This is a genomic window from Achromobacter sp. E1, assembly GCF_037039475.1.
Classification (GTDB): domain Bacteria; phylum Pseudomonadota; class Gammaproteobacteria; order Burkholderiales; family Burkholderiaceae_B; genus Achromobacter; species Achromobacter mucicolens.
The window spans coordinates 2,042,570-2,067,202 of record NZ_CP146253.1 but is presented as its reverse complement, the minus strand read 5'-3'; the positions used below and the strand labels follow the sequence as shown (position 1 = coordinate 2,067,202).

General features: G+C 64.6%; 24 protein-coding genes and 1 tRNA gene. 10 read left to right on the top strand and 15 right to left on the bottom strand.

Features of this window, described 5'->3' with window-relative positions; genetic code table 11:
- The 7 genes from V6V88_RS09370 to V6V88_RS09340 all read left to right on the top strand — a co-directional run bounded on the left by V6V88_RS09370 (position 1) and on the right by V6V88_RS09340 (position 6,999).
- Positions 1-1,200, top strand: coding sequence for a hypothetical protein (locus tag V6V88_RS09370; RefSeq protein WP_338618965.1), 1,200 nt, complete (start codon positions 1-3; stop codon positions 1,198-1,200).
- 15 nt (positions 1,201-1,215) lie between these two features.
- Positions 1,216-2,373 (top strand): recombination-associated protein RdgC, encoded by a 1,158-nt coding sequence (gene rdgC / locus V6V88_RS09365; protein WP_338618963.1) that lies wholly within the window; start codon positions 1,216-1,218, stop codon positions 2,371-2,373.
- A 9-nt stretch (positions 2,374-2,382) separates the two neighbouring features.
- Positions 2,383-4,164 carry an AAA family ATPase gene (locus V6V88_RS09360; RefSeq protein WP_338618960.1) on the top strand — a complete coding sequence of 594 codons (1,782 nt, stop codon included), beginning with the start codon at positions 2,383-2,385 and terminating at the stop codon, positions 4,162-4,164.
- Positions 4,165-4,179: 15 nt separating this feature from the next.
- Positions 4,180-4,794: a 3'-5' exonuclease gene (locus V6V88_RS09355; RefSeq protein WP_338618959.1), complete on the top strand. Its 615-nt coding sequence runs from the start codon at positions 4,180-4,182 to the stop codon at positions 4,792-4,794.
- A 14-nt stretch (positions 4,795-4,808) separates the two neighbouring features.
- Positions 4,809-5,291 (top strand): hypothetical protein, encoded by a 483-nt coding sequence (locus V6V88_RS09350; protein ID WP_338618958.1) that lies wholly within the window; start codon positions 4,809-4,811, stop codon positions 5,289-5,291.
- Positions 5,288-5,590, top strand: coding sequence for a hypothetical protein (locus V6V88_RS09345; protein WP_338618956.1), 303 nt, complete (start codon positions 5,288-5,290; stop codon positions 5,588-5,590). Before V6V88_RS09350 ends, V6V88_RS09345 begins: the two co-directional genes overlap by 4 nt.
- A gap of 260 nt (positions 5,591-5,850) precedes the next feature.
- Positions 5,851-6,999, top strand: a complete 1,149-nt coding sequence (locus V6V88_RS09340) for a tyrosine-type recombinase/integrase (RefSeq protein WP_338618954.1) — start codon at positions 5,851-5,853, stop codon at positions 6,997-6,999.
- A gap of 94 nt (positions 7,000-7,093) precedes the next feature.
- Here the strand turns inward: V6V88_RS09340 and V6V88_RS09335 are convergent.
- The 9 genes from V6V88_RS09335 to V6V88_RS09295 all read right to left on the bottom strand — a co-directional run bounded on the left by V6V88_RS09335 (position 7,094) and on the right by V6V88_RS09295 (position 14,581).
- Positions 7,094-7,170 (bottom strand) — tRNA-Pro (locus tag V6V88_RS09335).
- A gap of 243 nt (positions 7,171-7,413) precedes the next feature.
- On the bottom strand, positions 7,414-7,848 hold the full coding sequence (locus V6V88_RS09330) for a MerR family transcriptional regulator (RefSeq protein WP_062841878.1): 435 nt from the start codon (positions 7,846-7,848) through the stop codon (positions 7,414-7,416).
- Positions 7,849-7,906: 58 nt separating this feature from the next.
- Positions 7,907-8,245 (bottom strand): integration host factor subunit alpha, encoded by a 339-nt coding sequence (locus V6V88_RS09325; protein WP_081101104.1) that lies wholly within the window; start codon positions 8,243-8,245, stop codon positions 7,907-7,909.
- Between the two features lie 2 nt (positions 8,246-8,247).
- Positions 8,248-10,665: a phenylalanine--tRNA ligase subunit beta gene (gene pheT / locus V6V88_RS09320; protein WP_338618952.1), complete on the bottom strand. Its 2,418-nt coding sequence runs from the start codon at positions 10,663-10,665 to the stop codon at positions 8,248-8,250.
- 13 nt (positions 10,666-10,678) lie between these two features.
- Complete coding sequence (gene pheS, locus V6V88_RS09315; RefSeq protein ID WP_056315894.1) at positions 10,679-11,701, bottom strand: phenylalanine--tRNA ligase subunit alpha; 1,023 nt, start codon at positions 11,699-11,701, stop codon at positions 10,679-10,681.
- A 77-nt stretch (positions 11,702-11,778) separates the two neighbouring features.
- Positions 11,779-12,138: a 50S ribosomal protein L20 gene (gene rplT / locus V6V88_RS09310; protein WP_006218741.1), complete on the bottom strand. Its 360-nt coding sequence runs from the start codon at positions 12,136-12,138 to the stop codon at positions 11,779-11,781.
- 17 nt (positions 12,139-12,155) lie between these two features.
- The gene (gene rpmI / locus V6V88_RS09305; RefSeq protein ID WP_008159912.1) at positions 12,156-12,353 is read right to left on the bottom strand and encodes a 50S ribosomal protein L35; all 198 of its coding nucleotides are present in this window, start codon (positions 12,351-12,353) and stop codon (positions 12,156-12,158) included.
- A gap of 308 nt (positions 12,354-12,661) precedes the next feature.
- A complete protein-coding gene (locus V6V88_RS09300; protein WP_338618949.1) occupies positions 12,662-14,188 on the bottom strand; it encodes a YifB family Mg chelatase-like AAA ATPase in 1,527 nt (508 codons plus the stop codon).
- 117 nt (positions 14,189-14,305) lie between these two features.
- The gene (locus V6V88_RS09295; RefSeq protein ID WP_223575109.1) at positions 14,306-14,581 is read right to left on the bottom strand and encodes an accessory factor UbiK family protein; all 276 of its coding nucleotides are present in this window, start codon (positions 14,579-14,581) and stop codon (positions 14,306-14,308) included.
- Between the two features lie 673 nt (positions 14,582-15,254).
- On the opposite strand from V6V88_RS09295, the gene V6V88_RS09290 reads away from it, so the two are divergent.
- Positions 15,255-15,593: a P-II family nitrogen regulator gene (locus V6V88_RS09290; protein WP_006218735.1), complete on the top strand. Its 339-nt coding sequence runs from the start codon at positions 15,255-15,257 to the stop codon at positions 15,591-15,593.
- A gap of 28 nt (positions 15,594-15,621) precedes the next feature.
- Entirely contained in the window at positions 15,622-16,860 is a 1,239-nt protein-coding gene (gene amt, locus V6V88_RS09285; RefSeq protein ID WP_056315887.1) for an ammonium transporter, read from the top strand.
- Between the two features lie 191 nt (positions 16,861-17,051).
- Here amt and ptsP read toward each other — a convergent pair whose 3' ends face one another.
- From ptsP to thrS, 6 genes are all read right to left on the bottom strand, one after another.
- Positions 17,052-18,710: a phosphoenolpyruvate--protein phosphotransferase gene (gene ptsP / locus V6V88_RS09280; protein ID WP_338619567.1), complete on the bottom strand. Its 1,659-nt coding sequence runs from the start codon at positions 18,708-18,710 to the stop codon at positions 17,052-17,054.
- Between the two features lie 163 nt (positions 18,711-18,873).
- Complete coding sequence (locus V6V88_RS09275; protein ID WP_006387993.1) at positions 18,874-19,143, bottom strand: HPr family phosphocarrier protein; 270 nt, start codon at positions 19,141-19,143, stop codon at positions 18,874-18,876.
- Between the two features lie 108 nt (positions 19,144-19,251).
- Entirely contained in the window at positions 19,252-19,653 is a 402-nt protein-coding gene (locus V6V88_RS09270; protein ID WP_056315884.1) for a PTS mannose transporter subunit IIA, read from the bottom strand.
- Between the two features lie 15 nt (positions 19,654-19,668).
- Positions 19,669-20,655, bottom strand: a complete 987-nt coding sequence (gene gshB, locus V6V88_RS09265; protein ID WP_338618948.1) for a glutathione synthase — start codon at positions 20,653-20,655, stop codon at positions 19,669-19,671.
- 163 nt (positions 20,656-20,818) lie between these two features.
- Positions 20,819-21,370, bottom strand: coding sequence for a translation initiation factor IF-3 (gene infC / locus V6V88_RS09260; RefSeq protein ID WP_076812461.1), 552 nt, complete (start codon positions 21,368-21,370; stop codon positions 20,819-20,821).
- 36 nt (positions 21,371-21,406) lie between these two features.
- Positions 21,407-23,344 (bottom strand): threonine--tRNA ligase, encoded by a 1,938-nt coding sequence (gene thrS, locus V6V88_RS09255; protein ID WP_338618947.1) that lies wholly within the window; start codon positions 23,342-23,344, stop codon positions 21,407-21,409.
- 313 nt (positions 23,345-23,657) lie between these two features.
- Here thrS and V6V88_RS09250 point away from each other — a divergent pair, with 313 nt between their 5' ends.
- On the top strand, positions 23,658-24,623 hold the full coding sequence (locus V6V88_RS09250) for a response regulator transcription factor (protein ID WP_223575106.1): 966 nt from the start codon (positions 23,658-23,660) through the stop codon (positions 24,621-24,623).
- Positions 24,624-24,633 lie beyond the last annotated feature (10 nt).

The following is a 24,633-nucleotide window of genomic DNA, read 5'->3' as shown; positions in this document are numbered from 1 at the left end:
ATGAATCAGAACACAACCGTCCAGAGCCTGCGCGCGGCGCCCGAATCGCACATGCCGATGGTGGCGCCCGGCTTCGGCAGTTTGCAGGGCTTCGAACTCATGCAGCGCGCTGCGCGCCTGCTGTCGAGCAGCACCCTGGTGCCCGTCGCCTACCGCCAGACGATCGAGAAGCTGGACCGCTTCGGCAACGTCAAGGAATCGCGCGAGAACCCCAACGCGCTGGCGAATTCCGTCGTCGCGCTCAACATGGCGCAGCGCATGGGCGCCGACCCGCTGATGGTCATGCAGAACCTCTACATCGTGGAGGGGCGGCCGTCGTGGTCGTCGCAGTGGATCATCGCCGCGATCAACGGCTGCGGCCGGTTCTCGCCCTTGCGCTTCGACATCCAGGACCTGGGCGACAAGGAGGTCGCCTACACGACTACCAGCTGGAACAACGGCCAGCGCGAAACCAGCAGCCGCACGGTGAAGATCCGGGACAAGGTTTGCGTGGCATGGGCCATCGAGAAAGAGACGGGAGAGCGCCTGGAGTCTCCCAAGGTCACCATCGAAATGGCCGTCAAGGAAGGCTGGTACACGAAGTCGGGCAGCAAGTGGCAGACCATGGAAGAAGTCATGCTGCGCTACCGCACGGCGAGCTTCTTCGGCAAGCTGTACGCGCCCGAGCTGTTGATGGGCCTCCAATCCGTCGAGGAGGCCCAGGACATTATTGAAGCGACCACCGGGCCTGACGGCACCATCAGCGTCAATGTGGACGAGCTGCGCGCTACCGCCCAGCCAACCCAGCGCCAGCCCGCGTCCGCACAGGCAGACGCTGTCGACATCGAGGCGCGCGAGCCCGCCGACCAACCTGACACCTCCGCAGCGAAGGCGCAAGCCGCAGCCGGTAACCCGGCGCAGGACGGGGCAATAGCCGCCACTGTCGCGCAGGAGGAGGCGGCCGGGGACCAACATCCCGACCCGGCCGGCGCTAGTGACGCGGATCCGGGCCTGGATCCGGCAGCAGTGGAACACCAGATCTCCAACGCCAAATCCCTGGACGTCCTGGACCTGGCCAGCGATTCGATCGAGGGGGTGAACGACCTGGCCGAGCGCGCGCGGCTGCACAAGCTGTATCAATCGCGTCGAGTATCCATGACCGCAGAGCAGCAGCGCGCGCCGGCTACAACGCCGCGCCGTCGCATGGCCGCACCCGAGTAACGGCCGGGGACCGACATGGTGTTTTTCCGCAACCTCTCGGTCTACTCCCTGCCCGCTGGGTGGGTCGTGACCCTTGAGCAGCTGACAAGCATGCTCGAGCGCTTTCTGTTCGTCCCCACGACGGATCTGCAGGCCGAGTCCACCGGGTGGGCCCCGGTCCATGAGGGCTTCGGTGTGGTGCATGCCGTGCAGAGCCATCTGTTGCTGCGCATGCGCACGGAATCGCGCGTGATGCCCGCCAAGGCGATCGAACTGCAACTGCAGGAACTCGCTGAAAAGGTGGAAAAGTCCCAGGGGTTCAAGCCCGGAAAGAAGCAGCGCAAGGAGATCCGCGAGCAGGTCATTACGCAGATGCTGCCCGCGGCGTTCCGGCAGCAGGATGACGTCCTGATATGGATCGACACGCACGCTGGCCGCCTTGGCATCGACAGCGCTGCGAGCGGCCCGCGAGATACCGCCATCAGTCTGCTGTGCAAGAGCATCGACAACTTCGTCCTGGAACGCCTCACCGTCAAGACCGCTGCGGCTGGCGCGATGACGGGCTGGCTTGCCGAAGACGAAGCGCCGGAAGGCTTCACGATCGACACGACGGCGGACCTGCGCGCCGCCGGTCAGGGCGCGGGCGCTGTGCAGTACGTCAACCGTCCGCTGGAGGCCGACGAGATCCGCCGCCACCTCCAGAACGGCATGCAATGCACGCGCCTTGGCCTTACCTGGAACGACAAGGTGTCGTTTCTGCTGGACGACGAGCTGGTGCTGAAACGCGTCCTGCCCTGCGAGGCCCTGCACAAGGATGTGGAGCGCGTTGCGAAGAACGACGCGGACACGTTCGAGGCGGATTTTTACTTGATGGCCAGCACTCTACGCCCTCTGATCGCCGACCTGGTGGACGTGTTGGGTGGCGAATGTGTTGACGACCGCCAGGGCGATATGTTCCGGACGGCAACCGGGCCGGCGCTCGTGAGCGGCGACGACGAGCCCAATGTCGACCCGCTTCTGGCTCAAGCGCGCCACGTCATCGTCCAACACGGCCGCGCCTCAATTTCCCTCGTTCAACGCCATCTGCGCATCGGCTACAACCGCGCCGCGTCGCTCCTGGAATCCCTGGAGCAGTTCGGCGTCGTTACGGCGATGCGCCCCGATGGCTCTCGCGAACTGGTTTTCCCAATCTGAGGAGCAATCATGCGAATCAACCGTATCACCATTGAAAATTTCCAAGGCGCCCGCGCCGTTGATCTTGATCTGCGCACCCCCGTCGCCTTGATCGCCGGGCCCAATGGTGCCGGCAAGTCCAGCATCGCCGAAGCCGTGCGCCTGGCAATGCTGGGCAGCCCGGAGCGCGTCGGCCTCAAGAAAGAGTTTCCCGCGCTCGTCACCGATGGCGCGAAGCTTGGTGCAGTCACGCTGGACCTGGACGAAGGCGCCATCGGTATCGGTTTGCCCAAAGGCACGCAGTCGGGCGAGGCACTGGTGCCATCATCACCCGCCCTGCCCTACGTGCTCGCGCCCGAGCGGTTCGCCGCCGCCAAGCCGGACGACCGCCGTACGCTGCTGTTCACGCTCATGGGCACGAAGATCAAGCCGGATGACATCGAACGCCGCCTGGTGGAGCGCGGGTGCGCCGCAAACCTGGTGACGCAAATCAAGCCCATCCTGCGTAGCGGCTTTGCCGCCGGCGCCGAGCACGCCAAGCAGGAGGCGACCCAGGCCAAGGGCGCCTGGAAGGCCGCGACCGGCGAACAGTGGGGAAGCCAGAAGGCAGAAGGATGGGCCGCCGAGATTCCGCCGTTCGACCAGGCCGCGCTGGTAGGCGAGCGCGCGACGCTGGCCGGCGTCGACGCGAAGCTGGAACAGCACACCAAAGCCCTGGGCGCTCTCGAGCAAAAGGCCAACGCCTATGCGGCGGCCCGCGATCAGATCGCGGCTCGACAGGCGCAGGCCGCGAAGCTGCCGGCGCTACGCCAGAAGCTGGAATTCGACGAGGCCGAATGCGCCAATCTGGCGGCCAAGATCGAAGCCCTGCAGGCCAAGGCCGGATCTGGCGCGCGCGAAGGCCTCATCCATGAGCTGGCCGACTGGCTGTACAGCGCCCTGAATTTCATTGAGGCAGAGGGTGGCGGCTTCGAAGCGTATGACGTGGCCGATGCCGCTCTGGGCAAGTATGTCGCGCAGTATGGCCCCATTGACGGCAAAGGCGATCCGGAGGCTGTCGCGGCCCTGCCGAAGGCGATCGAGGCCCGCGACCTGATGGCGCGCAGCGTCGAGAACGACCGGCGCGACATCGCCGCGGCAGAGGCCGCCGAAGCACAACTGCAGGATGCGGCCGCACCGGAGGCGATCCAGCCCGCCGACGTGGAGGCCGCACGAGCCAAGGTGACCGCACTGCGCGCTGAGCGCAAGGCGATCGACGACCGCGTGCAGGCGCTGTTGAACGCCAAACAGGCCGCCGCCAGCGCTGCGGAGCGCACTCAGAACGCTACGCGCTACCACGGCGAGGTGCTGGCTTGGCTGGCCATCGGCGACGCGCTTTCGCCAGATGGCATTCCGGGCGAGATCCTGTCCGAGGCATTGCAGCCCTTCAACGACAAGCTGGCCGAACTGGCTGGGTTGGCCGGGTGGCATGCGCCCGCGATTGGCGCTGACATGGGCATCACGTGGGCAGGTCGACAGTATCGGCTGTTGTCCGAGTCCGAACGTTGGCGCGTTGACGCTCTCATTGGAGCCGCTCTGGCCCTCATTTCAGGCCTGCGCTGCTTGATCCTGGACCGCTTCGACTGCCTGGACCTGCCCGGCCGCGGCGACGCGCTCGGCTTGGTCGACGCGCTGGCAGCTGACGGCCACCTGCACACCATCCTGCTGCTGGGCACGCTCAAAGCCGCGCCGGCTGCGCCCTCGGATGCCTTCACCACCTTCTGGATTGAAAACGGTACGACCGAGCAGCCCAAGCTGCGCGCGGCCGCCTGACACAAGGACAACGACATGCAAAACCTGGGATTTTTCTACGACACCGAAACGACTGGCCTGCCGCTGTTTAACCAGCCGTCCGAGCATCCGGACCAACCCCATATCGTGCAGCTGGCCGCGGCACTGGTCGACCTGGACACCCGTGAGACGGTTGCCAGCCTGGACGTCGTCGTCCGCCCCGAGGGGTGGATCATCCCCGACGAAGTCGCGGCGGTGCACGGCATCACCACGGAACACGCGGCAGCCGTCGGGGTGCCCGAGTCTCTGGCCCTCTCGTTGTTCTTGGAGCTTTGGGGCCGTCGTACCCGGATCGCGCACAACGAACAATTCGACGCGCGCATCATCCGCATCGCCCAACACCGCGCCGGCGAGCTCCAACCCGAGCTGGTCGCCTGGAAGAACGGCGTCGCGGAATGCACGGCGCGCAAGGCGACGCCCATCGTCAAATGCCCGCCCACCGCAAAAATGATCGCGGCCGGAAGGAACCACTACAAGACGGCCAATCTGGGCGAGGCGGTCCAATTCTTCACAGGCAAGCCGCTCGTGAACGCCCACAGCGCGATGGCAGACGTCAAAGGCTGCATGGACGTCTATTTCGCAATCCGGGACCTGCAGCGCGCGGAGGCCTGACTATGCACCCATACATGAACCGAAAGGATCGCCGGCTGGTACAGCGCATCGAAGGCCGTCGCCGTAGCCGCACGCGCCACGAGGAGCGGCCCAAGGCCGCGCCGATGATGGTCGGCGCGGAGATCGTCATGCGCCCGCTCGAGCAGCTGTTCGACGAGCTGGACCGCACAGGCACGGTATCCGTCAATGAGCGCGGGTTCCCCGAGTTCCTGGCGTGTGACGGCTATCGGTACGAAGCCGCACCCGCGATCGAGGGCCTGATATGGCACTTCGAAATGTGGGAAGCCCGCCACGGCAAGACGCTTCCGCTCCAGCCGCTGCGCGACCTGCACGTCGCCCTGCACTACCTCGTTCCGATCCAGGAGCGCAGCGTGGAAGCCCTCCGACAGGCGCTTCCCATCTTGCGCAACGTGATGGCCACGGGCAAGCCCGAGGATCAGATCGACCTGCTTCAGCAAACCCGCATCAAGGCGGCGATGGAGGGCCCGCGCGTATGACGACGACTACATGGCGTCTCGTGCCGGACCAGCCCGACCAGGTCTGGATCGATACGTTCGCCGCACGCGGCCCGCGCATCGGCACCTTTGGCGCGACTATTCGAGCCGTCCTGGGCACGGCACCGCAGCCGGCTTTCAACCTCGTTCAGGCTCTGCGCGACGTCCGGGCAGCCCTGGCCTTCCTCCCAGCCGCTGACCCGGCCGTCATCGGCCTGGACCGTCTCATCAGCTCGGTTACTACAGGCGGCGCATGCGACGACGCGCCGCCGCGCGCGGCAGATACAAACGGGGACCGATAAATGTCCGACATTCCTCCGCGATTCATCCGAGTCGGCAAGGCGCCGGCCTACCTCGGCATGTGCCGCCGCGTCTTTGATGTGGCGGCACGGCCCTTTCTGCGAGAAATCAGCATCGGAAAGCAAGGAATTGCCTTCGATCGCAAGGAGCTCGACCGCTTTGCTGACGAGTATGCGGAGCGGATGGCGATTGACAAGGACGCACCTGCGCGCAAGGATTCCCCCCGCAGCGAGCGCCCACGTAGCAACGGAGCATCAAGTCTATGGGGCAAAAAACAATTACCGGGCTCACGCTCAAAGACGGCGTCTGGCACATCGACAAAGTCGTCCGCGGATACGGACGAATTCGAGGCAGCACTGGCACAAGCGTTCGCGCGGAAGCCGAGCGGTTCCTCCTCGAGCGAATCGTCCAGGCCGACGCAGAGCGGAAGGAGCGCCCCCACTGGCGCCCGACTTTCCGCGCCGCGGCAACCCGCTACCTAAAGGAGTACGCGCACCAACCATCCATTTGGCTGACAGCCACCTATCTCAAGCAGCTGGACCCGTACATCGGCGACCTACATCTGGATGAGGTCGACAACGAAGCGCTGCAGGCCTATGTCGATGATCGCCTCGAGGCCGGGCGAGCGCCTCGCACGGTCAACATTGCGCTGCAGCGCGTCGTCCGAGTCCTAAATGTCGCTTCTCGCAAGTGGCGCGACGACAACCGAAAGCCCTGGCTCGCGGTGGTCCCGATGATCGAAATGCTGAGCGAGAAGTCGCGGCGCCAGCCCTACCCTCTCTCATGGGAGGAACAGGCGGCGCTGTTCAAAGAGCTGCCGGAGCACCTGCAGGTCATGGCACTCTACAAGGTGAACACCGGCTGCCGCGAGCAGGAAGTCTGCAAACTGAAATGGCAGTGGGAAATCGAAGTTGAGGGGCTCGGCACCAGCGTGTTCCTCATCCCAGCAGAGTTCGGAGGACGGTTCGACGACTCCGGCGTGAAAAACCGGGAGGAGCGACTGGTTGTGCTCAACGATGTCGCGCGGTCAATCATTCGCAAGCAACGGGGACAGCATCCCGAATGGGTTTTTCCCTACGAGGGCCGAGCCTTGCACCGGATGAACGACACCGCCTGGCGTAACGCACGAAAGCGGGCCGCCGCGCAGTGGAAGAAGACCCACGGCGCGGCGCCGCACCCTGGGTTCGCGAGCCTGCGTGTTCACGATTTGAAGCACACATACGGAAGGCGACTGCGGGCGGCCGACGTGCCAGAGGAGGACCGCAAGGCATTATTGGGACACACAGACGGGAGTATCACTTCGCATTATTCAACGGCTGAGCTGGCGAAGCTTATTGAATATGCGAACCGAGTTTCCGCGACCGACACGCGCAGTCCGGCGTTGACGGTTTTGAAGCGGAAGGTGGCATAGGGGATATGGAATTCGCGGGGATGATGTCCCCACGAAAGTCCCCACAATGAGAAAGGCCGTTAGTGAGTACTCTCACTAACGGCCTTGGAACTACTGGTCGGGACGGCGGGATTCGAACTCGCGACCCCTTGCACCCCATGCAAGTGCGCTACCAGGCTGCGCTACGCCCCGAAAGAAAAAGAGTATAGCAGAACTAAAAAATGTTTGCACGCATTGGTGCAAAAAAAGTGCTGAATACCGGAAAAAATTTTGCGCTTTGCGTTCGCCGTTCACATCGGTGCAAAGTGATGAAGCGGCGCGCGCGAAGCGCAAGGCACGACTAGCTGCGACGCGCGCTGCCATGAAGGCGGTCGCGCGTCGCGGGTACTGAAATCAAACGCTGGATTGCAACCGATGGGTCGCGAAGAAAACGGCTCAGGCAGTGGGCGCGGTCTGCGTCGACGCAGCAGCGGCGGGCGCAGTGCCCGTCGTTCCCAAGGCTTCGGCAAGCATCGCCGACACGTTGCCGAGTTCCGCGCGCAGCGACTGCATCTCGGTGCCCGACAGGCGCACGGCGGCATCCTGGTCGTGCGGCACGTCGCGCGCATCGCCCAGGCGATTGCGCGCGCCGCTGATCGTGAAGCCTTGCTCGTACAGCAGCGAACGGATGCGGCGGATGAGCAGCACTTCGTGGTGCTGATAATAGCGGCGGTTGCCGCGGCGCTTCACGGGCTTGAGCTGAGTGAATTCCTGTTCCCAGTACCGCAACACATGAGGCTTGACGCCACACAGGTCGCTGACTTCGCCGATGGTGAAGTAACGCTTGGCGGGAATGGGCGGTAAGGTAACGGTGGATTCAGTACGTGTCATAAGCGGATTTTATGCGCGCGATGCGTGGTGCGCCGATAACAATTACCGACAAAGCGTATCACTCCGCGGCGTCGGGCGTTGTAGGAACGGCCTGCTCGACCACGCTCTTGAGTTTCTGGCTGGCGTGGAAGGTGACGACACGCCGCGCCGCGATGGGAATGGTTTCTCCGGTCTTCGGGTTGCGGCCAGGGCGCGGCGGTTTGTCGCGCACCTGGAAGTTGCCGAAACCCGAGAGCTTGACGGAATCACCGCGCGCCAGGGCGTCGCGGATTTCCTCGAAGAACGTATCGACAATGTCCTTGGCTTCGCGCTTGTTCAGGCCGACCCGCTCGAAAAGCAGCTCGGCCAGCTCGGCCTTGGTGAGGGTGCGTTGCTCGGCAAGCATACTGGTCCCCATGTTCAGCCACGTTGGCGCGCGCCGTGCGCGGCAACCAGGGCTTCCTTGATGCGCGCGAGGCAGTCGGCCACGCGGGCTTCGTCCAAAGTGACCTCAGTGTCCTGTAGCCAGAAACGGAACGCAAGGCTTTTCTCGGCGACCGGTTCGCTGCCCTGCGCCTTGTCGCGCCACACGTCGAACACGCGCGCATCCTGCACAACGGCCAGTTGCGTATCGGCCTTGACGGCCTTGGCGACGGTATCGAGCATGGATTGTACCGTCACGTCCTCGTCGACCCACAGCGCCAGGTCGCGCACCACCACGGGCTGGCGCGAGAGCTCGCGCACCTGCGGCAATTCGCCTTCCGACAGCGCGTCCACGTCCAGCTCGAAGACCACCGGCGCATGCGCCAGGTCGGCCTGTTGCGCCCAGCGCGGATGCAATTCGCCGATCCAGCCCACGTGCTTGCCGTCCAGCATGACGCGCGCGCCACGGCCGGGATGCAGCGCGGGATGCGCCGCAGCCTCGAAGCGCAGGCGGCGGCCGCGTGCGCCGAACAGCGACTCGACGTCCATCTTGACGTCAAAGAAGTCCACCTGACGCGTGGGCACGCCCCACTGTTCTTCGGCCGCCGGGCCCCAGGCTGCGCCCGCGAGCTTCATGGGCTGGCGCACGCCAGCCACTTGCAGCGGGCCGTCCTCGGCCGACGCATCGCGGAAAAACACGCGTCCCAGCTCGAACAGGCGAACGCGCGATTGCTTGCGGTTGGCGTTGTGACGGATATTGGCGACCAGGCCGCCGATCAGGCTGGAACGCATGACCGACAGATGGCTGGCGATCGGGTTCACAAGCCGCACGGGATTGTCGTTGCCCGCGAAATCGCGTTCCCAGTCGGCTTCGACGAAGCTGTAGTTGACGACTTCCTGGTAGTCCTGCGCGGCCGCAAGACGGCGAAGCGCATGCGCGCCGCGGCGCACTTCGGGCTGCGAGAACATCTTGGCGCGCGCCATCGGCGGCACGTCGGGGATGCTTTCAAAACCGTAGATGCGAGCCACTTCCTCGATCAGGTCTTCTTCGATTTCCAGATCGAAACGGTACGACGGCGGATTGACGATGAAGTCATCGCCCTCTAGCGCGTAGTCCAGTCCCAAGCTGCCGAAGATGGTTGCCACCTGCTCACGCGTGACCGGCACGCCCAGCACGCGATGGCAGCGCGCCAGGCGCATGCGCACCGGCGGACGCTGCGGCAGATTGACGATCTGGTCGTCGATGGGACCCACCTGGCCGCCGCAGATGTCGACGATGAGGCGGGTGATGAATTCAATGTGCTCGGGAATGCTGGCGTAGTCCACGCCGCGTTCGAAGCGGTGGCTGGCTTCGGAGCTGAACTTGAAGCGGCGCGCACGGCCGGCAATGGCTTGCGGCCACCAGAATGCGGCTTCGAGATAGATGTTCTGCGTGTCCAGCGTCACCGAGGTAGCTTCGCCGCCCATGATGCCGGCCAGGCTTTCGACCTGGTCGCCCGCGACGACGACGCCGACCTTCGGATCGAGCGTGACGGTCTGGCCGTTCAAGAGTTCAAGCGTTTCGCCTTCACGCGCCCAGCGCACGCTGATGTCGCCGCCGATCTTGTCCAGATCGAACACATGCGACGGGCGGCCGAGTTCAAGCATGACGTAGTTGGAGATGTCGACCAGCGCGGACAGCGAGCGCTGGCCGGCGCGCTCAAGGCGCGTCTTCATCCACTCGGGCGTCGCTGCGCGCGCGTTCACGCCGCGAATGACGCGGCCGCCGAAACGGCCGCACAGGTCGGGCGCTTCGATCTTGACGGGCAGGCGCTCATCGAGCGTGACGGGCACGGCAGCGGCCGTCGGCACCGACAGCGGCGCGCCGGTCAGCGCGGCCACTTCGCGCGCCACGCCCAGAATCGACAGGCAGTCGGCGCGGTTGGGCGTCAGCTTGAGCGTGAACAGCGTGTCGTCCAGGTCCAGCGCTTCGCGGATGGATTGGCCGGGCACCATGTCCGCGGGCAGTTCCAGGAGGCCCGCGTGGTCTTGCGACAGACCCAGTTCGCGCGCCGAGCACAGCATGCCGGAGGACTGCACGCCGCGCATCTTGGCCACGCCGATCTTCATGCCGCCGGGCAATTCCGCGCCCACGCGGGCGAGAGGCACCTTCAGGCCGGCGGCCGCGTTGGGCGCGCCACACACGATCTGCAGGCGTTCGCCCGAGCCGTCGTCGACCTGGCAGACGCGCAACTTGTCGGCGTCCGGATGCGGGGCGATTTCGACGATGTGCGCGACGACCACGCCTGAGAAGGCGGGCGCGGCCGGTTCGGTTTCTTCGACTTCCAGGCCGGCCATCGTGAGCCGGTGCGCGAGTTCATCGGTTGCGATCGGAGGATTGACCAGCGTACGCAGCCAGGATTCGGGAAATTGCATGATCAGCCGTCTGTTATTCGTTGAACTGGCGCAGGAAGCGCAAATCGCCTTCGTAGAACTGGCGCAGATCGTTGACGCCGTAGCGCAACATCGTCAGGCGCTCGAGTCCGGAGCCGAAGGCAAAGCCGATGTAGCGCTCGGGATCCAGCCCGAAATTGCGCACCACCTGCGGATGCACCTGGCCGGAACCGGAGATCTCCAGCCAGCGGCCGCGGTTGGGACCCGAGGTGAACATCATGTCGATCTCGGCGGACGGTTCCGTGAACGGGAAAAACGACGGGCGGAATCGCACGACCAGATCGTCGCTTTCAAAGAAGCAACGCAGGAAATCGGTGTACACGCCCTTCAGGTCGGCAAACGAGATGTCCTCGGCGATCCAGAGCCCTTCCACCTGGTGGAACATGGGCGAGTGCGTGGCGTCGCTGTCGACGCGATAGGTGCGCCCGGGCGCGATGACCTTGATGGGCGGCTTGTGCATGCGGGCATAACGCACCTGCATGGGGCTGGTGTGCGTGCGCAGCAGCAGCGGCAGACCGTCCGCGTCGTTCATGTCGACGTAGAACGTGTCCTGCATGGAACGCGCGGGATGGTCCAGCGGGTTGTTCAATGCGGTGAAATTGGTCCAGTCGTTTTCCACTTCGGGGCCGTCGGCCACGTCAAAGCCAATGGAACGGAAGATTTCTTCCACGCGTTCCCAGGTCCGGATCACCGGATGGATACCGCCCGGCGCGCGACCGCGGCCCGGGAGGGTGACGTCAATGGTTTCGGATGCCAGACGGGCATCCAGCTCCGCCTGCGCCAGTTCGGCACGGCGCGAGGTCAGAAGCTCTTCGATCTTCTGCTTGGCCTGGTTGATTCGTGCGCCGGCCTCTCGCTTCTGCTCGGGATCGAGCTTGCCCAGGCCTTTGAGCAGCACCGTCAAGGCGCCTTCCTTGCCCAGGAAGCGAGCTTTTGCGTTCTCAAGCGCGGCGGCATCCGTAGCCGCGGCGAACCGTTCTTGCGCCTGGGCTACCAGGTCGTCAACCAATCGAGTCATGAAATCCAGCCTTCAAAACGCAAACGGGGCCATTACAGCCCCGTTTGCAGCGATGCGCGATGAGTTAAAGCGCGCGATCAGGCAGCCAAGGCAGCCTTGGCTTGCTGCACGATGGCGGCAAAGCCGGCCTTGTCGCGCACGGCCAGATCGGCCAGGACCTTGCGGTCGAGTTCGATCGAAGCCTTCTTCAGGCCAGCGATGAACACGCTGTAGCTGACGCCATGCTCACGGACGGCCGCGTTGATACGCGTGATCCACAGAGCGCGGAACGTACGCTTCTTGTTGCGGCGGTCGCGGTAGGCGTATTGGCCAGCGCGCATGACTGCTTGCTTGGCAATACGGAACACATTACCGCGGCGGCCACGGTAACCCTTGGCGGCGGCAATGACTTTCTTGTGACGTGCGCGGGCAGTTACGCCGCGTTTGACGCGAGGCATAGTAGATCTCCCTTAGATCAAGCGAAAGGCATCATGGCCTTGACGGAGGCCACGTTGGAGTCATGAACCGCCGCAGAGCCGCGCAATTGACGCTTGGCCTTGGTGGTCTTCTTGGTCAGGATGTGACGCTTGAACGCCTGACCACGCTTGATGGAGCCGCTGCCGCGCACCTTAAAGCGCTTGGAGGCGCTTTTCTTGGTTTTCATCTTGGGCATGATGATTCCCTAAACTAAAACACGCATTGTTGATTTACATGACGCCAGGTGCTTGGCGCCAAAGACGCCAAAACTTGTAGACCTGTTGCCACTTCTGGGGGGTCGCGAAATCTGAAAAGCCAGTTCCGAACGAAATGCATCCATTCGATAAAGCAGCCGGCCAGGCGGTTTCGCGATTGTTTCCCGAAGGCGGACAAAACTGACCCACATCCGGAAAAGCCTTTGATTATATGGTGATTTCCTGGACTTTGTCGAGTCAGCGCGTACGCCCGGAACAACGGGATCGCAGGGCCGACGCCGCCCGGGGATCATACCCCCGTACGCCGGTACTGCACCGCCTGCGCGACATGACTGGCCGCCAGCACCGCCTGGCCGTCCAGATCCGCGATCGTGCGGGCCACGCGCAGCGCCCGGTGCATCGCCCGCGCCGAGCCTGTCAGGCGGCGCATGGCCTGCTGCAGCAGCGTCTGGGCATCGGCATCCATCACGCAGAATTCGTCCAGCTCGGCCCCGGCCAGCCCGGCGTTGATCTTGCCCTGGCGGGCCATCTGGCGTTCACGGCAGCGGACCACGCGCTCGCGGACGGCTTGCGACGATTCGCCGGGAGGCGCGGTCATCCAGGCGGGATCGGACGGCGGCAGGGCCACATGCAGATCGATCCGGTCCAGTAACGGTCCCGATATCTTGCCCGCATAACGCGTCACCTGATCCGGCGTGCAGGCGCACGTGCGCGCCGGATGGCCGCGCCAGCCGCAAGGACAGGGATTCATTGCGGCCACGAGCTGAAAACGGGCCGGAAACTGCGCGGCGTGCAACGCCCGCGAGATGACCACCCTGCCCGCCTCCAGCGGCTCTCGCAGCGCCTCGAGCGAGCGGCGGCTGAATTCCGGAAGCTCATCGAGGAACAGCACGCCGTGATGCGCCAGACTGATTTCACCGGGCCGCGGGCGCCCGCCACCGCCGACCAGCGCGGCTACCGAAGCCGAATGGTGCGGCGCCCTGAACGGCGGCTGCCCGGTGAGCGTGTCGGGCATTCCGGCCATCGTCGCCACGGCCGCCGCTTCGAGCGCCTGATTGCGCTCCAGCGGCGGCAGCAGGCCCGGCAGGCGTGCGGCCAGCATGCTCTTGCCCGCACCGGGCGGCCCCAGCATCAACAGGCTGTGGCCGCCCGCCGCCGCGACTTCAAGCGCCCGCCGCGCGCCCGGCTGGCCCCGCACATCCGACAGACAGGGGACGGGCGCGGCGGGCGGCCACGGCGCGGGCACGGCATTGGGAAGCAGGCAGGCGCCAGCTGCGTGGGCTGCCACGTCCGCCAGGCAGCGGGCCGACAGCACACGCAAGCCGGGAACCCAGGCGGCCTGCTCGGCGCTGCCGGCTGGCAGGATAAGCGTGGCGTCGGGCGCGTCCCGGGCGACGCTCAGGGCGATCACCAGCGGCGCGGCGACGGGCACAAGCGCCCCGGTGAGGGAAAGTTCGCCGGCAAGCACCAGCCCGGCCAGCGCGGGATCCGGTGCGCCGGCAGGTGCACCGTCTTGCGCGGGGGCAGCCAACTGCCCGGACGCCAGCAGCACCCCCAACGCAATCGGCAGATCAAAGCGGCCGGACTCCTTGGGCATGTCGGCCGGCGACAGGTTGACGGTGATGCGCCCCGCCGGAAATTCAAAACCGCTGTTGATGATGGCCGCGCGGACCCGCTCGCGGCTTTCCCGGACTTCGGTGTCGACCAGCCCGACAACGTTGAAACCCGGCAGCCCAGGCCCCAGGTGCGTTTCCACGCGGACCGCATGGGCATGCATGCCGCAAAGGGCCCGGCTGGCAAGTACGGCAAGCGTCACGACGGTCTCCGGAGGGTTCGGGCCGCCAGTATCCGCAAAAAACAAACGGCCGCGGGAAGCGGCCGTGACAAAACGATCTCGCGCAGGGCCCGCGCAAAGCGGGCGCGCGGGGCTTGCTTACTTGTCCTGCCCGGTGGCCGGCCCCTTGTCCAGCCCGGTCAGGCGCTCTTCCATCTGCTGCACCTGGGCAGCCAGTTGATCGACGCGGGCGCGCGTGCGTGCAAGCAGATCCGCCTGCACGTCGAACTCTTCGCGGGTGACCAGATCCAGCTTGGAAAACGCCTGCGTCATCATGGCGCGCACATTGCGCTCGACGTCCGCCGCCGGGCTGCGCGCGATCAGGTCGGAAATGTTCTTCTGAAGGTCTTCCATCCACTGGGTGCGATTGTTCATAGTTGCCTCTCGATGTTCCGGATGCCTCAAGTGTAGTGCGTTGGTCGCCGGGTTCAGGCCGCGCCGCTTACGCCGCCGCAAAAAAAAGGGCGGGCCGCATGCGGTGACCGCCCTTCAAAGCACAGGAGAAAACCGGGCTGCCTGACGGCAACCCCCTACCAACACCACTAGCCTTGCCGCCGGTCGCTGAGACCGCGCTGTGCATCGGTCATTTGCCCGATACACGTCCTGGTTTCGATTCTTCTCGACCCCACCCCTACCAACAAGCCGATCGGTGTAAACCCTCGTATCAGGCTCGCACCCCAATTTGAGGCGCTTTGGGCCAAACGCGGCCGCCCCCGAAACCCGCGCTGCATGCGCGGAGCCGCAGCCGGTAACGCTGAGCGGCCTGCGGAGCCGGCGCAACGCACCGGCGGATGCGGCGGCACGCACGCGCACGTGCCCGACACGTCCGCATTAAATGGCTACAAATCCTTCGTGCGGCATACATCTGGTTGCATGGCGGGGCTACCCATTGTTGCGCACCAAAAAGAGGCCGCTCCACGGTGCATTGCGCACCATTATGGTGCCTTCCCGCACAACATTTGCGCCTTTCCCGGCCATCCCCGGCGCTGTCCAACATGGCACGGATATTGCTTTAACCAGGGTGCGTGCAACCATGAGAGGAAATGCCATGAAACTCATCATCGCCATCATCAAGCCCTTCAAGCTCGACGAAGTGCGGGTGGCTCTGTCCGGGATCGGGGTCCAGGGCCTGACCGTTACCGAAGTCAAAGGCTTTGGCCGCCAGAAGGGCCACACCGAACTCTATCGCGGCGCGGAATACGCCGTGGACTTCCTGCCCAAGCTGCGGGTCGAGGCCGCCGTGCCCGATCACCTTGTCGATCAGGTCATCGAAGCAATCGAACAAGCCGCCCGCACCGGCAAGATCGGCGACGGCAAGATCTTCGCCGCCCCCCTTGAACAAGTCATCCGTATCAGAACTGGCGAAGCCGGCGAAGCTGCGCTGTAAATAAATAAAGCCTCAATGGAGCCTGAAAATGGATAAAGCAGATATCTCCTGGTTGCTCGTCTCTACCCTGCTTGTATTGATGATGGCCGTACCCGGCCTGGCCATGTTCTACGCCGGCCTGGTGCGCAGCAAAAACGTGCTGTCCGTCTTGCTGCAAGTGTTGTGCACGTTCGTGCTGGGCCTGGTTCTCTGGTTCATCTATGGATACTCCCTCGCGTTCACCGAGGGCAACGCCTTCTTCGGCGGCCTCTCGCGCGCCTTCTTCTCTGGCATGTTCAACCCGGCAGACGGCACGTACGCCATGTCGAACACCCTGACCGAGCTGCTGTTCGCCTCGTTCCAGGCCACGTTCGCCGGCATCACCTGCGCCCTGGTGGTCGGCAGCTTTGCCGAGCGCGCCCGCTTTTCGGCCGTGCTGGTGTTCACGGTGATCTGGTTCACGTTCGCCTACATCCCCATTGCGCACATGGTGTGGTTCGCCTCTGAAACCGCGCCGGGCCTGTTGAATGCCCAAGGCGCGCTGGACTTCGCCGGCGGCACCGTGGTGCACATCAACGCCGGCGTGGCTGGCCTGGTCGGCGCCTACGTGGTCGGCAAGCGCGTGGGCTACGGCCGCGAAGCCATGCAGCCGCACAACCTGCCGATGACGTTCGTGGGCGCCGCCCTGCTGTGGGTGGGCTGGTTCGGGTTCAACGCGGGTTCGGCCCTGGCCGCCAACGAGAACGCCACCCTGGCCTTCTTCAACACCATGATCGCCACGGCGGGCGCCGTCCTGGCCTGGCTGTTCACGGAATGGGCCATCAAGGGCAAGCCCTCGATGCTGGGTGCCGCGTCGGGCGCCATTGCCGGCCTGGTCGGCATCACTCCCGCCGCCGGCCTGGTCGGTCCGGTGGGCGCCCTGATCATCGGCGTGGTTGCCGGCGTGGTCTGCGTCTGGGGCGTGAATGGCCTGAAGCGCCTGCTGCGTGCTGACGATGCGCTGGACGTGTTCGGCATCCACGGCGTGGGCGGCATTGTCGGCGCCCTGCTCACCGGCGTGTTCAACGCGCAGGTCTTCGGCGGCCCCGGCCTGGCCGAGCCCGGCATGATCGCCCACCAACTGTGGGTGCAGCTCGAAGGTGTCCTGCTGACGGTCGTGTGGTCTGGCGTGGTGGCATGGATTGCCTACAAGATCGCCAACGCCCTGTGCGGTCTGCGTGTGCCGGAAGACCAGGAGCGCGAAGGCCTGGACGTCACCAGCCACGGCGAATCCGCCTATCACAGCTAAGTTGCTGCGACGCTCCCGCCGCGCCCTGCGGCGGGGCGGGATGGAAAATGAAAGAGCCCTTCATCATGAAGGGCTCTTTTTTTGTCAGCTTGCTTGGGAGGGTGTCAGACACCCGGCGGAAAGGGTCGTCTGATTGCGGTCGACTCCACGGGTGTCTGACACCCGGTTCAGTCACTGCCGCAAAGGATGAATCAAGCCGGGCCGAGGGCGTCCAGGTCGACGGGCAAGGCGCGGTTCAGCGCCGAGGCCACCTTGATGCGAAGCGCATTGGAATGCGCGCGGCGAACCTCGCGTTTCACGTCCAGGAGCTGCTGCGGGTGCATGGAGAACTCGGTCAGGCCCAGGCCAAGCAGCAGGCGCGTCATGCGCGAATCGCCCGCCATTTCGCCGCAGACGGCGACCGGCTTGCCCGCGCGTTCGCCCGCATTGATGGTGTTGGCGACCAGGCGCAGCACCGCCGGATGCAGCGGATCGTACAGCGACGCCACGTCGTGGTCGCCCCGGTCGATGGCAAGCGTGTACTGGATCAGGTCGTTGGTGCCGATGGACAGGAAATCCAGCGCCTGGGCGAAGGGTTCGATCGCGATGGCGATCGCGGGCACCTCGACCATCGCGCCCACTTCCATGTGTGGCGCATAGGCCTGACCACGAGCATCGAGTTCGCGGCGGGCGGATTCGATGGCGGCCTTGGCAGCCACGACTTCGTGCATGTGCGCGATCATCGGGATCAAGAGGCGCACCGGGCCGTGGGCGGAAGCCCTGAGGATGGCGCGCAGCTGCGTCGCGAACATCTCTGGACGCGCCAGGCAATAGCGGATGGCGCGCTGTCCCAGAGCGGGGTTGGTGGCCACGGTGGCCTCGCCGTCCAGCGTCTTGTCCGAGCCGATGTCCAGCGTACGGATCGTGACCGGACGGCCCGCCATCACCTTGACGACCGATGCATAGGCCTCGTACTGCTCTTCTTCGCCGGGCAGGTCTGGCCGGCCCATGAAGAGAAATTCGCTGCGAAAGAGCCCGATGCCATGCGCGCCGGACGCCAGCGCAAGCGCAGCTTCGTCCGGCAGCTCGATGTTGGCGTGCAGCGTGATGTCGATGCCGTCCAGCGTGACGGAGGGCTCGTCGCGCAGGAGGCTGAGCTCGGCGCGCTCGTCTGCGTAGGCGGCCTGGCGGCGGCGGTATTCCTGGAGGATGCGGTCGGACGGGTTGACCACCACCGCGCCGACCGAGCCGTCGATGATCAGCATGTCGCCGTCGCGAACGAGCTCGCGGACGTTGCCCATGGCGACCACGGCGGGCACGCCCATGCTGCGCGCCACGATCGCGGTGTGAGACGTCGGGCCGCCCAGGTCGGTGACGAAGGCGGCGAACCGGCCGCCGCGCAGGCGCAGCATGTCGGCGGGAGAGATATCGTGCGCCACCACCACCAGGGCATCGTCGCCGCCCATGTGGGACATGTCGGGAAGGATCGCCGACGTGCCGGCCAGGACGTGCAGCACGCGCTCGATCACCTGGCGCACATCCGCCCCGCGCTCGCGCAGGTACTCGTCTTCCATGGCGTCGAACTGCTGCCCCAGGATCTGGCCCTGCGTCGTCAGCGCCCACTCGGCGTTGTAGTGACGGTCGGCGATCAGGGCAAGCGTCTGTTCGGCCAGAAGCGGATCGCCCAGGAGCAGGCTGTGCACATTGAGCATCGCGCCCAGTTCGCGCGGCGCGTCGGCCGGAAGCGTGTCGGCCAGTTGCAGCAGTTCCTGCTGCGCCGACGCCAGCGCTTCGGTCAGGCGTGCGCTCTCGGCGGGCACATCTTCCGGAGAGATCCGGTAGTGCGCGACTTCAAGGGCGGCAGCGCCCATGACCACGGCGCGGCCGATGGCGTACCCCTTGGCGACGCCCTTGCCGTACAGACACACAACGGGGCTGGCAGAGCCAGCCCCGTGGGGCGCGCCAGCAGCGGGCGCGCCGGTCGCGGGTGCAGGCGAACCGGCCCGAGCCGGGCCGGCAGCTTCAGAAGACGTTTTATTCCTGCTCACCGAATTTGCTGTCGAACAGAGTTTCGATTTCGGACAAGGCCTGCTCGGCATCGCTGCCGGAGGCCTCGAGCTTGACCGTGACGCCCAGACCGGCCGCCAGCATCATGACGCCCATGATGCTCTTGGCGTTCACGCGCTGCGCACCGCGCGAAATGAAGATTTCGCTGGAAAACTTGCTGGCAAGCTGCGTCAGCTTGGCCGCGGCCCGAGCGTGCAATCCCAGTTTGTTGCTGATGACAATGTCAGTATTAGGCATAGGAAAGATGGTGACCGCGGACCATGCCGCAGTGTTGATCGCAGCCAATCGTCGAACCGATCGTCGGCTTGAAATAATAGCCGACATAATAGGGCAATTTTCTGCCCGTCAGTCTACCCGCAAGACACCTTGCACGCCGCCGGCAAGCGCCTTTTCGCGGGTTTCAGCCAATGGCAGGTTGCGGTAGGTCAACGCGCGCAACAGCATCGGGGTGTTGAGACCCGCGAGTACACAGCACTGGATACCCTGGGCCTGCGCGTCGGCGACCGCGCGCTTGGAAATATTGGCGGGGGTGGCGCCGATCAGGTCGGTCAGCACCAGCACGCCCGCGCCGTGGTCCTGTTCGAGGATGTCTTTCAGGACATCCGGCGCCAGGTCGTCCGGCTGATCTTCGGGCTGGATGTCGTGAATAGCCAGCATGCCGTCCAGATCGCCCATGACGTGGCTCGCGCATTCGCGCATTGCGGCGCCCAGGGGCGCATGCACGACGATCACAATACCCGTGGTCATGTCGGTTCCGGAAAATCAGGCTGCAACGGCGGCAGCGCCTGCAGCCTTGGCCGCCACCGCTTTCTCGAGCGCCTGCACGAACATGCCGGCCACATCGAACCCGGTCTGCTCGGCAATTTCGACGAAACAGGTGGGGCTGGTGACGTTGACTTCGGTGACGAAGTCGCCGATGACGTCCAGGCCAACCAGAAGCAAGCCGCGGGCGGCCAGCTTGGGCGCCACGGCTTCGGCGATCTGGCGGTCCCGGGGGGAGAGTTCCTGGGCGACGCCGCGGCCGCCGGCGGCCAGATTGCCGCGCGTTTCGCCTGCCAACGGGATGCGCGCGAGCGAATACGGCACGGGTTCACCGCCGATCAGCAGGATGCGCTTGTCGCCCTTGATGATGTCCGGAATGAAGCGCTGCGCCATGATGGTGCGCGCGCCGTTGTCGGTCAGCGTTTCCAGGATGGCGTTCAGGTTGGGGTCCTTGGGCTGCAGGCGGAACACGCCCGTGCCGCCCATGCCGTCCAGCGGCTTGACGATGACATCCTGGTGCTTGTCATGGAACGCCTTGAGGCGAGCCATGTTGCGGGTCACCAGCGTCGGGGCGGTGAACTCGCTGATCTCGGTGATGGCCAGTTTTTCCGGGTGGTTGCGGATGGCCGCGCCGCCGTTGAACACGCAGGCACCCTGCGCCTCGGCATATTCGAGCAGATGCGTGGAATACACGTATTCCATGTCGAACGGGGGGTCTTTGCGCATCACGACCGCGCCAAAATCCGCCAGCGGCAGATCCTGAGGGGCGGATTCGCGCCACCAGTCGTGGCCGTGCAGGTCGGCATCGGCGACGAGCTCGATCGGGGTGGTCTGCGCCTTGACGACGCCCGCCTCGATGTAGAGGTCACCCTGCATGGCCACGCTGAGCGTATGGCCGCGCGCCACGAGGGCACGCATCATGGCGACCGAACTATCCTTGTACGCCTTGAGCAGCGGCAAGGGATCCAAAACGAACAAAACGTGCATCGCGACACCCTGAACGGACGCCGCCTCCCCTGCTGGGAAGGCGGCTAGGCTTTGTGACATCGTAGCGTAGAGCCAGCCAATAAGCGAACCCGCCGGTCACGAGACGGACACGGCGGGTTGCAGGAATGGGCGGCTGGGCCCTGCCTGTCGGTACGGCTGGGACTCAGGCTGCCGATTCAGGCTTGCCTGCAGGCACAGCCTTCTTTTTCGGCGCCAGCACCATGACCATCTGACGGCCTTCGAGCTTGGGCATGGCTTCGACCTGGGCAAGCTCCAGGAGATCGTCGCGCACGCGTTCAAGGACGCGCATGCCAAGTTCCTGGTGAGCCATTTCGCGGCCGCGGAAGCGCAGCGTGACCTTGGCCTTGTCGCCTTCCTCGAGGAAGCGGCGCAGGTTGCGCAGCTTGACCTGATAGTCGCCCTCGTCGGTCGCCGGGCGGAACTTGACTTCCTTGACCTGGATGACCTTTTGCTTGGAGCGGGCTTCGGCCTGGCGCTTTTGCTCTTGGTACTTGAACTTGCCGTAGTCCATCAAACGGCAGACCGGGGGCTCGGCGTTCGGCGCGATTTCCACCAGATCCACGTCGTTTTGCTCGGAAAGACGGAAGGCGTCGGCAATCTTGACGATGCCCAGCTGTTCTCCGTCCAGACCTATCAGGCGCACCTCGGGGACGCGGATTTCACCGTTGATGCGATTGGCTTTTTCAGTGGCGATGTTGAAAGCTCCTAGAAATGTTAAGCAGCGCTGCTATCAAGTCGGTTGGACGTCGCGGCGGGCGGCCACGTCGTCGGACAACCGGGAAACGAAGTCGTCGAAGGGGATGGCGCCAAGGTCCAGGCCGCCCAGTCCGCGTACGGCAACAGTGCCGTTTTGCTTTTCCTTGTCGCCGACGACAAGAATGTACGGCACCTTTTGCAGGCTGTGTTCCCGGATTTTACGAGTGATTTTTTCACCGCGCAAATCGGACTCGACTCTAAAGCCTTGTTTTTTCAGGCTTTGCGTGATTTGCGCCGCATAATCGGCCGAAGGTTCGGAAATGCAGCACACAACTGCTTGCACCGGCGCCAGCCACGGCGGCATGGCGCCAGCGTGGTTTTCGATCAACATACCGATGAAGCGCTCGAGCGAACCGAGGATCGCGCGGTGCAGCATGACGGGCGGGCGGCGCTGGTCGTTCTGGTCCACGTACTCGGCGCCCAGGCGCACGGGCATGGAGAAGTCGACCTGGATCGTGCCGCATTGCCAGTGCCGGCCGATGGCGTCCTTGAGGGTGTATTCGACCTTCGGGCCGTAGAAGGCGCCCTCGCCTGGCGAGATTTCGAATTCGCAGCCCGTGCGGCGCAGGCTTTCCATCAGGGCGGCTTCGGCCGTATCCCAGACTTCGTCCGTGCCGATCCGCTTTTCGGGGCGCGTGGCGACCTTGTACAGGACTTCGGTAAAGCCGAAATCGCGGTAGACCTTTTGCAGTAGCGCCGTGAAATCGGCGCATTCGTCCTGCAGTTGCTCTTCGGTACAGAAGATGTGACCGTCGTCCTGCGTAAAGCCGCGCACGCGCATCATGCCGTGCAGCGAGCCGGAGGGCTCGTTGCGGTGGCATTGGCCGAATTCGCCGTAGCGCAGGGGCAGTTCGCGGTAGGAATGCAGGCCCGCATTGAAGATCTGCACGTGGCCCGGGCAGTTCATCGGCTTCAGGCCATAGACGCGGTTTTCGGACTCGGTCGTGAACATGTTTTCACGGTAGTTGTCCCAGTGGCCCGTCTTCTTCCAGAGCGAAATATCCAGGATCTGCGGCGCCTTGACTTCCTGGTAGCCGTTGTCGCGGTACACGCTGCGCATGTACTGCTCGACCTGCTGCCACAGGGTCCAGCCCTTGGGGTGCCAGAAGATCAGGCCCGGGGCTTCGTCCTGGAAGTGGAACAGGTCGAGTTCGCGGCCGATCTTGCGGTGGTCGCGGCGCTCGGCCTCTTCGAGCATGTGCAGGTAGGCTTCCTGTTCTTCCCTGGTCGCCCAGGCGGTGCCGTAGATGCGCTGGAGCATCTCGTTCTTGCTGTCGCCGCGCCAGTACGCGCCGGCCACCTTCATCAGCTTGAAGACCTTCAGCTTGCCGGTGGACGGCACGTGCGGGCCGCGGCACAGGTCGATGAAGTCGCCTTCGCGGTACAGGCTGAGCGTCTCGTTGGAGGGAATCGAGGCGATGATTTCCGCCTTGTACTTTTCGCCGATGCCCTTGAAGAATTCAACGGCGTCGTCGCGCGACCATTCTTCGCGCGTGACGACTTCGTCCTTCTTGGCCAGTTCGGCCATCTTCTTTTCGATGGCGGTCAGGTCTTCGGGCGTGAAGGGGCGCTTGTACGAGAAGTCGTAGTAGAAGCCGTTGTCGATCACGGGGCCGATGGTGACCTGTGCGTCCGGGAAGAGCTCTTTGACGGCGTAGGCCAGCAGGTGAGCCGTCGAGTGGCGGATCAGATCCAGGCCGTCCGCGTCCTTGGCCGTCACGATGGCCAGACGGGCGTCTTGCGCGATGCGGAAACTGGTGTCGACGAGCTTGGATTCCGCGCCGTCGAACGTCACGCGGCCGCCCAGGGCAGCCTTCGCCAGGCCCGTACCGATCGATTGCGCCACTTCGGCGACCGTGACCGGTCCCGGAAATTGGCGCTGCGAACCATCGGGCAATGTGATCTGTACCATCGGGAGTGCTTCCTGGGGTTCTTGGAACTGAAAAACGAAAACAGAAACGAAAAACGCGGCTTCAAAGCCGCGTTCATTTGATTGTCTTGATGAGTCCTACCGCTGACCTGACACGGTGAAACCCGACGCACGAAAAAACTAACGCGACATGGGGCGAAAGTTCCGGGTCGTAGTTCGTGCGGGCGGGAAAAGCATGTTTTGAGCCTGTGGGTGCGCGCGCGAAGCGCAGCGCGAATCAAGGTGCAGCAAGACAAATGCAGCCGAAATAGCTGCATGGATCGTTGCCGATTGTAGCACCGTTTGCGCCCTGCCCGTGGCGAAAACGCCACGGAGGATTGCAGGGCGACGCGGGGGACCGCAACGGATCAATTGCGCCGAGTGCATCGGTCTGATTTTGCCTCGTTTCGCGACCCAAACGCGCGCCGACCACGTAATCTGCCCACCAATTTCAGGGCTGCTCAAGGAAACGCGCCACGCGACCGCCCCTCGTGGCCGCCCGGATCGCCCTGAACCCCCATCCGATCGTGGAGCAACGATGAATTGCGTTTCAGAGACTGCAAGCCAGATGACCGGCGGCTCGCTTCACGGCCCGTTTATCGCGCCGGAGGACGGCTTTGAAACCCGAAAGCACCTGCTGCTGTCGCGGCCGCCGCCCGTCATCCGGGTCGCGGTCCTGGACGACCATCCCGTGGTGGCGTTGGGCATCGGCGCGTTCCTCGAAAGCCGGCCTGGCTTTCATGTCGTTCATCGCGAAACCTCCGCGCGCGCGTTGCTGGAAAAACTGGCGAAGCAGCCGTGCGACGTCGCGCTCATTGATTTCTATCTGCCGCTGGAACCCTGCGACGGCGTCAACTATCTGCGGCGGGTGCGCCGCTACCACCCCAACATGGCGGTCATCACGTTTTCGGCCGGCAACCGGCAAGAAACCGAGTACGCGGCATACCGCGCCGGCGCCGCCGGCTATCTGGCAAAGCAATGGGGGCTGGTCTTGCTGCCGGACATGATCCGCGGCGTCATCGAGGCCAAGGCGCCCTTTCTGACGGTAGAGGACGGGAAGATCCGCTGCATGGAGCCGACGGCGCCGCACGCGCTGTTGACGACTTCGGAAGTGGAAATCCTGCGCCACATCAGGCAGGGGATGTCGGTGACGCAGATCGCCGAAAGGCTGGTGCGCAGCAAGAAGACAGTCAGCACGCACAAGCGCCGCGCCATGCGCAAGTTGGGACTGTCCGATGATTTGTCGCTGGCGCTGTACCTGCGCGACAAGTTTGCCGAATGAGCGCGCGGCG